Origin of the sequence: Sulfurimonas sp., assembly GCF_032250635.1 — a bacterium.
In the GTDB taxonomy this organism is placed as follows: domain Bacteria; phylum Campylobacterota; class Campylobacteria; order Campylobacterales; family Sulfurimonadaceae; genus Sulfurimonas.
Window position 1 is genome coordinate 1 of the sequence record NZ_JAVVFL010000066.1, and the last position, 9,887, is coordinate 9,887.

The window sequence follows — 9,887 nt, forward strand, 5'->3', positions numbered from 1 at the left end:
CAACAGGACCGGTGCAGATAGAGCATGAAAACGGATATAGAAAAACCGTAGTTCAAAGCAATGTCGAGGGTCGTGATCTTGTAGGTTTTGTAGAAGAAGCAAAAGCGCAAATCGAGCAAAATATCAAAATGCCCGCAGGCTATTATGTAAGTTACGGAGGTGAATTTGAAAATCAGCAAAGAGCTGCCGCAAAACTTACCCTCATAGTACCTATAGCACTTTTTTTAATATTTATTCTGTTGTTTGTTTCGTTTAGTTCTATAACGCAAGCCATACTCGTTATGATAAATGTACCGCTGGCTCTCATTGGCGGATTTGCAGGATTGTACTTTAGCGGCGAGTATATTTCAGTACCTGCATCGGTTGGATTTATTGCACTTTTGGGTATCGCGGTATTAAACGGTGTCGTGCTTGTAAACTATTTTAATTATCTGGCTAAAGAGGGATATTCTATTATTGATGCAGTAAAGGAGGGCTCTATTAAGCGGTTTCGTCCTGTCCTTATGACGGCTTCAATCGCTGCCTTGGGTCTGCTGCCTATGTTGTTTGCCACGGGTCCTGGTTCAGAGATACAAAAACCACTAGCTATTGTCGTCATTAACGGCTTGATAAGTTCTACGCTCTTAACGCTTATCGTACTGCCGCTGCTCTATCTTAAATTTACCAAAGAGACTGATTTGCAAAAACCGTAGAATCAAAACTATTATGCACTACCGGCTTATAGTGCATAATATAAAATTTCTCCTCTATTATTAAAAGCTTTTGGTTACAATAATATATGGCAAAGAAAAATAAGAAAAACGCAAAAATAAACCAAAAAATTAGAAAATATTTTGATGATGACCCCTTTGATGTAGGAGTTGCAAGAGTAAGTGTGCATACACTAAGCGAGATGTTTACCACACTCGGAATCTATGATATCGATCAGAGCAAAGATATGCTTGTAAAGATGGCAAGAATGTTGTGGAGCGAGGGAAATGGAGATTTTCGCTTCGACATTTTAAACTTTTTTGCAAACGAGGGCAAAGTTTATAAATCAACTACCCCTAAAGAGCCAAATTTGGACAGAGAAGATAAGGTGGATGCGCTCATAGGCGAACTTGATGTCACACATGAAGAGGCAGCGCTTCTGCATGAAGCGTTTGCAGATGTTAGAAGCAAAAAGATTACCATTGAGAAGATGGAGTCAAAACTCCGCCATATCAGGTACAACCTCAAAAAAGAGAGAGTCGAGAAGAAGGTTGACGGGGTTTTTGACATTGACGACTCTTTGGAGTTTAACGCTTCGCTTCGCTATGTTTTGTATGGACAGAGTTTTCATAAGATACTCACGCTTAACACAAAAGTTTACGAGTATGAGTATCTCCAAGAGTGCGATGAAACGAAGCTGATAGAGGATATTTTAGAAGAAAAAGAGAGAGCAACTCTCAAAAAACAAAAGGAGATTGACTCTTTTATAAAAAATCTCAAAGAGCCGCATCCCTACCTGAGCCAAAAAGAGATAGTGGGCGCACTCCGCGCAACGCCGCCAAAGACGAAGGTCTCCTACCCGCTTTTAAAAGAGGGGATTTTATCTAGCATTATCGCCGGCGAACTCGGAGATGTGGAGATAGAGCTTCATGATGAAGAGCTTTTGGTAAGAATGGGAGAGAGTATAAAACTTCCTTATGCAGATATTTCTCAAGAGTATATTTTAGAGCTGCATGTAGAGCTTAACTCTCTTTTGGAGGATATCTGGGAAGCAAATGAGCTTGATTTTAGCGAGGCTGTAAATGAGTCAAAAAGAGAACATGAAGAGCAGTTTTTAAGCGATTTGGAGGCTCTTGTAGAGGAGTGTGGTTCGTATGCAGCGCTGCTTCATCTAAGTTCTGAGGCTCTCCATGCCAAAGTCTATGAGGTACTTTTAGAACTGCTGCCCTCGTCTCTTGGCATTTCGCCAAAGAACGCGCGAAAGAGCGTAAGACGATTTGTCCACAATATACATGACGAGATACTCAAAAAGCAGAGATATGAGCTCTTGGCGCGTACCATAAGAGAGTTTAAAAACCTTTTTCCGCTTGCACGCGACATGAGAAGAAAGCTCACTCTTCACATAGGACCGACAAACAGCGGAAAGACCTATCAGGCGATGCAAAAGCTCAAAAATGCCGACACCGGGTACTATCTCGCACCGCTTAGACTCCTGGCGCTTGAGGGGTATGAGGAGCTAAGAGAGAGCGGAGTTGAGGCCTCTTTGATAACCGGCGAAGAGCAGATACTCAGCGAAGATGCGACGCACATAAGCTCAACCATAGAGATGGTAAACTTTGACGTGGATGTGGATGTCTGCGTCATCGATGAGGTGCAGATGCTTGGTGACCGCGACCGCGGCTGGGCATGGGCAAATGCAATCATCGGCGCACCCGCAAAAGAGATTATTATGACAGGTTCGCCAAATGCGAAGGATGCGGTTATTGCACTTGCCGAGTATTTGGGAGAAGAGCTTGAGATAGTGGAGTTTGAGAGAAAAAATCCACTAACGTTACTGAATGAGCCTACTCATGAAAAGGATGTGGAGCCGAGCACGGCGATTATCGCTTTTAGCAGAAAAGATGTGCTCAAACTCAAGCAGATTTTTTCCAAATATTTCAGCGTGAGCGTTGTTTACGGCAATCTCTCTCCTGAGGTAAGACGCGAAGAGGCAAGAAGATTCCGTGCAGGCGAGACGCAGATACTTGTTGCCACCGACGCCATTGCAATGGGGCTAAATATGCCCATAAAAACCATACTCTTCTCAAAAGCAGAGAAGTTTGACGGGGTAAACGACAGAAGCCTGCTTCCAAGCGAAATTCATCAGATTTCCGGTCGTGCGGGAAGATTTGGTCTGCATGAAAACGGTTATGTCGGGGCTTTGAGCGGTGATGTTTTAAATATCATCAAAAAGAACTTTTATAAAGAGGCGAAAACTATAACCATCCCTTTTAAAGTGATGGCAAATCTTGAGCATATAAAGCTTGTAGGAAGCATACTGGAAGAGAAATCGCTTCATGAGATACTAAAGTTTTTTGCAAAAAATATGGAGTTTGACGGTCCTTTTATCGCTACAAATCTAGATGACATGCTGGAGGTTTCCGTCTTGGTGGACAGCTACGATTTGGATATTGCCACAAAGTACCATCTGGCATGTGCGCCGCTTACGCTCAAATCGCCCTATATCGTTGCGGCATATGAGAGTTATTTGGGAGCGCTTGAGAAGAAGATGCCAATTCCCTACATCGCTCCGCCATTAAGCGGAAGTTATGCGCTGACAACGGACGAGCTATTGCGCGCCGAGGATATGGTAAAGGAGATTTCGCTCTATCTCTGGCTCAGCTATAGATTTAGCGACTACTTTGTAGATGCAGGGAGGGCACGCGCCGCAAGAGGAGTTCTAAACAAGTTCATAGAAAATTCACTCCAGCAGAGTCAACTCGCCACAAAGTGCAGAATGTGCAACGCGCCGCTGCCGCCAAACTCCCCATACGGCATATGTCAGGCATGTTTTAAGAAAAACTACGCAGGACGCGGGATAAGCAATAGAGGGTATAGAAAGAGGTAGTTGAGTGATAAATCATTTTCATAACGGAGGTGGGACTTTAGTCCCGCAAGAGCGCTACAAAGTATAGTTTTGCTCTCTAAAGAGCTTTACGCATGCATCTACGATAGGCTCTTCGTACCATACACCTTTGTACTTTTTAATCTCCTCAAGGGGGCAAAGTCCACTCCCAAAGAGGCTCTGTATGGTCTGTGCGATGCCATTGCTTCAACGACATCAGCCACACTTATTATCTTTGCTTCAAGCAGTATCTCGTTACCTTTTAGTTTGTTTGGATAGCCGCTTCCATCAAGCTTCTCATGATGCTGTAGTATGATTTTAGCAATCGGATATAAGAATTTTATATCTTTGAGAATATCGTATCCAGCTTGAGAGTGATTTTTGATAATTTCATACTCAAGGTCGGTTAATGTGGTAGGTTTTATCAGTATCTCCAGGGGAATCTGCACCTTGCCTATGTCGTGTACCATCGCCGCAAGTTCTATAGCTTCTATGGTCTCTTGTGCAAGTCCGAGTTCTTTTGCTATGGCAACGGAGAGTTTTGCGACTCTATGTTGATGTCCTGCCGTGTAAGGGTCACGCATCTCCGTCATTTTTGAAACCGCCTCTATGGTGCCTCTAAAACTATCTTTTAAAAGATGAAGCGACTTGTTTTGTAGAAGGGTCGTCTCTTTGAGTCTTTCTTGGATACGGTGATGGTGAATACCGTATGCCATATCCTCGGCGAGCTCTTTAAAGAGAGCCACTTTTGAGTCGTCAAAAATAGCCTTATCTTTAGAGTATACGGCAAGCACACCCTCTATATCATGAACTTCAAGGTATTGACAAAGCATCGATCCTTCCATATCAAAAGAGCGTGCAGAGAATAACTCTTTATGTTGTTGCAGTCTTTTACCCCAGAGTTTATCGTTTTTTATATCGTCTATGATTATGGTTTTTTGCAACTCTATGCTTGCGACTATAGGGTGTGTTTTATACTTCTCGTTAGAGAAATCTATATCGTATATGTCTTGCATTTTAAACTTTGGGAATGAGTAGTAGATACACTTTATGGAGTCGTGTGATTTTAGAAAAAGTGCCGCAAAGGAGTAGGATTCGTTTGCGGTTATTTCATGGCATATATCTTCAATAAGACTTCTTTGAGATTGGGCTCTTACTAATGTTTCATTACATTTTCTTATGAGTTCAAGAGTTTTGTTTAGCTCTTTTATCTTTTGCTGTTCATTTATTCTTTGGGTTATATCTTCAAAAACATGTATGCTGTATGAGTATTTAGCTTCTTTATCCAAAACAGGATACGCTTTTGATTGAAAAATCCTGCCATCTGGAAGCGTAAACTCCTCTATATGCTCATTTTTTATCTCTACAGCTTCGGTACAACTGTCCATGGGAGCATTTAGTTTTGGAAAAACTCTCCAGTACTCTTTGCCAATAATATCTTTAAACTTACTTGCACCAGAGAGCTCTTTATAGGCTCTGTTGACTCTCAGTATAAGATAGTTCTTATCATGGAGCATAATCCCGTCTTCTATGGAGTCCATGGTGTCAAACCACTCTTTGTTTGCTTTTTGTATTGAGTTTTTTTGCTCTTGAATATCTTCGAGCATTCCGAGCATTGCCACTCTTGTGCGTCTCTCCTGCTCTAGTAACTCTTGAAGCTCTCTATTGTTCGCGTTAAACATTTTTCGCTCCGTTTTGCTCTTGAAGCTCTTTTATAACTTTTTTGAGTTCAGCTATTCTCTCTTCTCTTGTAACGGCAACATTTTGAAACCGTCTCATCTCATCGTTGCTCTCAATGAGAACCTCTTGTTTTTTTAGCATTAAGTAGATGGCAAATGCCAATATGAATGTTATGCCCAAGAGCAGTAGTAGAAGAATAAGGGGATATTTTTTAAACTGTGCTTGCACGAAATACTCTGATGCGTAAGCTTCTATTTTCCAGCTTTTTGAGGCAAAATCAATTTTACTCTCATGATAAAAATCTGATATATAGTAGTCATGTTCTTTAGAAAAAAGCAGTTCTCCCTCCTGTGAACCATCCATCTCTTTGATGGTTATTGAAGCAATGCCTTTATCAAAAAACTCATCCTTTATGGTTTTTGAAATAAGTTCTTGAATTTCTATAATTGCCAAAAAAAAGCCCAAAATATCTTTTTTTGTTTTTCTATCCTTGTAAATAGGGTAAAAAAGAAGAACCCCTTTTTTACTCTCAATTAAATTTATCTGCGCGCTCATGGATGCAGAGGCTGTTTCTATGGATTTTACAATGGCATCACGGCGATTTTCTTTAAAGCCGACATCAAGCCCGATGACAATTTCATTTTGCTCTAGAGGTTCCGCATAGAGAATCGGGTAGTACTCTTTTCTCTCTTGAACACTCCTTTTGCTGCCATTGGAATCAAACTCAAAGATATAAAATTTCTCTTTAAGTTCATGCGGTACTTTTACGAGCCACTGCAGTGAGTGGATGGAAGGGTGCATCTCTAGCATTACGGACGTATATTCATGAAATTCATCATGACCAATACTGTTTGAGCCGTAATAGAAAGCTGCCAGTGAGTTGAGCGCATGCATATTGAGCTCAAGTCCCTCTTTTATTTCGTACGTTTTTTTCTCTATTTGTGCTTTGAATTTTTCTTGAATTAGTTTTTGTTGCACTTGATTTTGCCAAAAATATATAGAAAATGATAGAGCCGTTCCAAGCGCTGCAATAATAAAAACCGAGATATTTATTCTATTTAACATCAATCGCGCCTTAAACTTAAGAGAATATAAGAAGAGAATATCAAAATTCATATAAAATTCATATAAACGGCAGAGGAATTTTTGAGCTTTAGATTGAGGGCTTGTTTGGGGTAATGCTAAAACGGATGCAGGGTGATGTTAGATGAGCAGATAGTATAAAGTGAGTTATGTTATTATCTGCTTAGTGTGAATGGAGGTGACAGATGAACTTTGCCGAGTTAGACGCCTATTTGCTATCAAAAAAAGGCGCTACATTTGATTACCCTTTCGATAAAAAGGTGCGGGTTTACCGAAGTGCAGGGAAGATGTTTTCCTTATGCGTCGATGAACAGCCTTTGGCAGTAAACCTGAAATGCAACCCCATCTACGCCCTAGAACTCCGCTCGCTTTACAGAGCCGTAAAAGCCGGCTACCACATGAACAAAAAACACTGGAACACCGTAACACTAGGCGGTGATGTGGATGATGCGCTAATGAGAGAACTCATAGACCACTCTTATGCGCTTGTTTACGATAAACTTACCAAAAAACAAAAAGAGTTACTTGGTAGATAAAAATAAAAGGATTTTCTATGGATAAAATTAAAAAAAATACGCTTGTGTCAATGCTTATAAAGCTAGAAGATGAAGAGGGCAACATCATTGATGAGAGTGAGGAACTTATGTATCTTCACGGCGGCTATAATCAAATCTTTCAAAAGCTAGAAGATGAGCTTGAGGGAAAAAAAGCAGGCGATACTTTTCATGTAGCACTCACTCCTGCAGAAGCGTTTGGAGAGTACGATGAGACTTTGGTTTTAAAAGAACTGCTCAAAGATTTGCCTGATGATATTCATGTAGGTGCAGAACTTGACGGCGAAGAGGAAGGCATCGTGTATGTGGTTGAGAGCATAGAGAAAAAGCACGCAATCCTCAATGCAAATCATGAACTAGCAGGCATCCCACTCGTAGCAAGCGGCAAGATTTTGGAGATAGAACAGCTCTTGGATAAGGCTGCAGAAGAGTTGCTTAAGGGGGAACATCGGCATTGAGGGTGTTTTTGTGACTATGAAAATAGTTTATAATATGTATCTGGTGAAATAAGATATAAAAAAGAGGTTGGTAGATGCCAAATAAACATATCGATGAATTTTTAGATTATTATGTGAAAGAAATAGAAAATCCGCAGTATGCAGTGCTTTTAAAGGGTAAATGGGGAAGCGGGAAAACACATTTTATAAATAAATATATGAAACACTTACATGACGAGATAGAAGAAAAATATATTTATGTAAGTCTATATGGTGTAACTTCGTATGATGAAATAGAGACAAAGTTTTTAAAAGCTATACATCCTAAACTTTATAACGATAAAACAATTTTCGCCGGAAAAATTGCAAAAGGACTTTTTAAAGCTACCTTTAAATTTGATTGGGACAATGATGGAAAAGCTGATGGAAGTGCCAGTGTACAAATTCCAAATTTTAAACCAGAGGATTTATTAAATACAAAAGACAGAATATTGATATTTGATGATTTGGAGAGATGCAGTATAAATATAGTTGATTTGTTGGGATATATAAACTATTTTGTTGAGCATCAATCGTATAAAGTAATACTTATAGCAAATGAAGAAGAGTTAGAAAAAACAGAAAAATATAAAGAAATAAAAGAAAAACTCTTAGGTAAGACATTTGAATTTAAAACAGATGTAAATCAAGCATATGACAGTTTTGTAAAAGAGTTAACAATTGAAGATATTTTAAAAAGAAATAAAAATACGATCCTAGAGGTATTTGGAAAATCTAAATGTAATAACTTAAGATTATTAAGACAAGGACTTTTTGACTTTAAAAGAGTTTATGAGCTTGTGTTGAAAAATCATGAAAAACAAGAAGAACTAATAAAAGATTTCACCACACTGTACTTTATATTTATTTTTGAAACAAGAAGTGATGATTGTGTATCAATAAAAAGTTTGATAAAAAATGCTGAAAATAATTGGGACAAAATGATTTCTACTACAGTAGCTAAAAAGGTAGGAGTAGAGGAAGAAAAAAAAGAAAAAGTTATTGTCGACAAAGTATATGAAAAATATAAAGTTTCTATTCAAAGTAATTTGATATTAAGCATAACAAGCTGGAAAGATATCATTGAAGATTCGTATATAAAAAGCGAAGATATTGACAAGGAATTATCAAAGAGTAAATATTATATTGATGAACATACTGAGAGCTGGAAAAGACTATGGGGTTATATGAAGTTGACAGATTTAAATTTTGACGAAATCTTTAATGATGTATATAAAAATCTTAAAAAGTGTAAATATCATAATTTATTTCAAGTAATGTTAATATCCTCAACAATTTTAAAACTTAAAGATTTGGGACTTATTACAAAAACAGAAGAAAATATATTAAATATTTTAAAAAAACAAGTTGATTGTTTATTTGAAAAAAAATTAGTTGATAAATCTTTAGTGCTTGATAGAGGTATTGCAATAAATCGCCCTTCTTACGATCATTTAGGATTTGATACAGCTTTTGAGGGCTATAAGAAAATTAAAAATCATATAGAAGATAAACTCTTAGAAGAGAGAGAAAAGATTTTTACAAGTTCTTATAATGAAATAGAGGCTGCCCTAAAGAATAACATATCAGATTTATATACACTACTATGTCACTCAAATAAGAGAGAAACTCTTTATGATGATAAACCAATTTTTGCTTTTATGGATATGAACAAACTAGCCAAACTATTGATAGAGTCATCGAGTGATGCTCAACATACCTTTGGTGGAATCTTGGAAGGTAGATATGAACATGATTTTTTTGCTTCAAAGTTAGAAGATGAATTTGGAAATATTTATAGGCTAAAAGAACTTATTGAAGCAGAGACAGGAAAAAAAGAAGGAAAAATAAGTGGTTATAGATTAAAAAGAAATCTTATTGAACCACTTGAGAAAGCAATTGAACATATAAAGAAGTATAAGAATTTAAAAGGATTAGCATGATATTGAATTTCTCAACCCTAAGCGAATCAAAAAAACACAGCGTTATGATTGCATAAAAAGTTTTATGACAAATTGCAATATTTTTTATTACTATCTGTTTTTCTTGCTAATATGTTTGTAATTATTTGATTTTTGGAGTGTAAAATGATAGAAAAAGAGCTTATTCACAGCCTGACTCAAAATTTTGAAGATTTTGTAAATAAAACAGATGATGGTGTCGAGTTTTGGTTGGCGAGAGATTTACAGCATCTGCTTGGTTATACAAAATGGAGTAATTTTCAAAATGTAATCTCAAAAGCAAAAACTGCTTGTGAAGTCTCGGGTCAAAATATTGCAGACCATTTTGCCGATGTCGGGAAAATGGTTGAGATAGGCTCTGGTGCGACAAAAGAAGTCGATGACATTATGCTTACTCGTTATGCGTGTTATCTCATAGCTCAAAACGGTGACAGCAAAAAAGAGCAGATTGCTTTTGCCCAAACTTACTTCGCCCTTCAAACACGAAAAGCCGAACTTGTTGAACAAAGGCTGCTGGAAAACGAGAGGGTGGAAGCTAGAGCTAAATTAGCTCAAACAG

General features: G+C 37.9%; 8 protein-coding genes. 6 read left to right on the plus strand and 2 right to left on the minus strand.

Features of this window, described 5'->3' with window-relative positions:
* On the plus strand, positions 1-692 hold a 692-nt coding region (locus RQ763_RS05485), incomplete at its 5' end, for an efflux RND transporter permease subunit (RefSeq protein ID WP_314151654.1).
* Between the two features lie 86 nt (positions 693-778).
* The gene (locus RQ763_RS05490; protein ID WP_314151655.1) at positions 779-3,577 is read left to right on the plus strand and encodes a helicase-related protein; all 2,799 of its coding nucleotides are present in this window, start codon (positions 779-781) and stop codon (positions 3,575-3,577) included.
* A 98-nt stretch (positions 3,578-3,675) separates the two neighbouring features.
* On the opposite strand, the gene RQ763_RS05495 is transcribed toward RQ763_RS05490, so the two are convergent.
* Positions 3,676-5,256: an HD domain-containing phosphohydrolase gene (locus RQ763_RS05495; RefSeq protein WP_314151656.1), complete on the minus strand. Its 1,581-nt coding sequence runs from the start codon at positions 5,254-5,256 to the stop codon at positions 3,676-3,678.
* Complete coding sequence (locus RQ763_RS05500) at positions 5,249-6,319, minus strand: CHASE domain-containing protein (protein ID WP_314151657.1); 1,071 nt, start codon at positions 6,317-6,319, stop codon at positions 5,249-5,251. The genes RQ763_RS05495 and RQ763_RS05500 overlap by 8 nt, the downstream gene beginning before the upstream one ends.
* 203 nt (positions 6,320-6,522) lie before the next feature.
* On the opposite strand from RQ763_RS05500, the gene RQ763_RS05505 reads away from it, so the two are divergent.
* The 4 genes from RQ763_RS05505 to RQ763_RS05520 all read left to right on the plus strand — a co-directional run.
* A complete protein-coding gene (locus RQ763_RS05505; protein WP_314151658.1) occupies positions 6,523-6,873 on the plus strand; it encodes an MmcQ/YjbR family DNA-binding protein in 351 nt (116 codons plus the stop codon).
* A 17-nt stretch (positions 6,874-6,890) separates the two neighbouring features.
* The gene (locus RQ763_RS05510; RefSeq protein WP_314151660.1) at positions 6,891-7,349 is read left to right on the plus strand and encodes a peptidylprolyl isomerase; all 459 of its coding nucleotides are present in this window, start codon (positions 6,891-6,893) and stop codon (positions 7,347-7,349) included.
* A 74-nt stretch (positions 7,350-7,423) separates the two neighbouring features.
* Positions 7,424-9,310 (plus strand): P-loop NTPase fold protein, encoded by a 1,887-nt coding sequence (locus RQ763_RS05515; protein WP_314151661.1) that lies wholly within the window; start codon positions 7,424-7,426, stop codon positions 9,308-9,310.
* A gap of 144 nt (positions 9,311-9,454) precedes the next feature.
* Positions 9,455-9,887: BRO family protein (locus RQ763_RS05520; RefSeq protein ID WP_314151662.1), on the plus strand; the 433-nt coding region annotated here is incomplete at its 3' end.

What these genes read in the sequence shown, in the direction of transcription:
- RQ763_RS05490 (WP_314151655.1), top strand. Translation starts at nt 779, where the DNA reads ATGGCAAAGAAAAATAAGAAAAACGCAAAAATAAACCAAAAAATTAGA.
- RQ763_RS05495 (WP_314151656.1), bottom strand. Translation starts at nt 5,256, where the DNA reads ATGTTTAACGCGAACAATAGAGAGCTTCAAGAGTTACTAGAGCAGGAG.
- RQ763_RS05500 (WP_314151657.1), bottom strand. Translation starts at nt 6,319, where the DNA reads ATGTTAAATAGAATAAATATCTCGGTTTTTATTATTGCAGCGCTTGGA.
- RQ763_RS05505 (WP_314151658.1), top strand. Translation starts at nt 6,523, where the DNA reads ATGAACTTTGCCGAGTTAGACGCCTATTTGCTATCAAAAAAAGGCGCT.
- RQ763_RS05510 (WP_314151660.1), top strand. Translation starts at nt 6,891, where the DNA reads ATGGATAAAATTAAAAAAAATACGCTTGTGTCAATGCTTATAAAGCTA.
- RQ763_RS05515 (WP_314151661.1), top strand. Translation starts at nt 7,424, where the DNA reads ATGCCAAATAAACATATCGATGAATTTTTAGATTATTATGTGAAAGAA.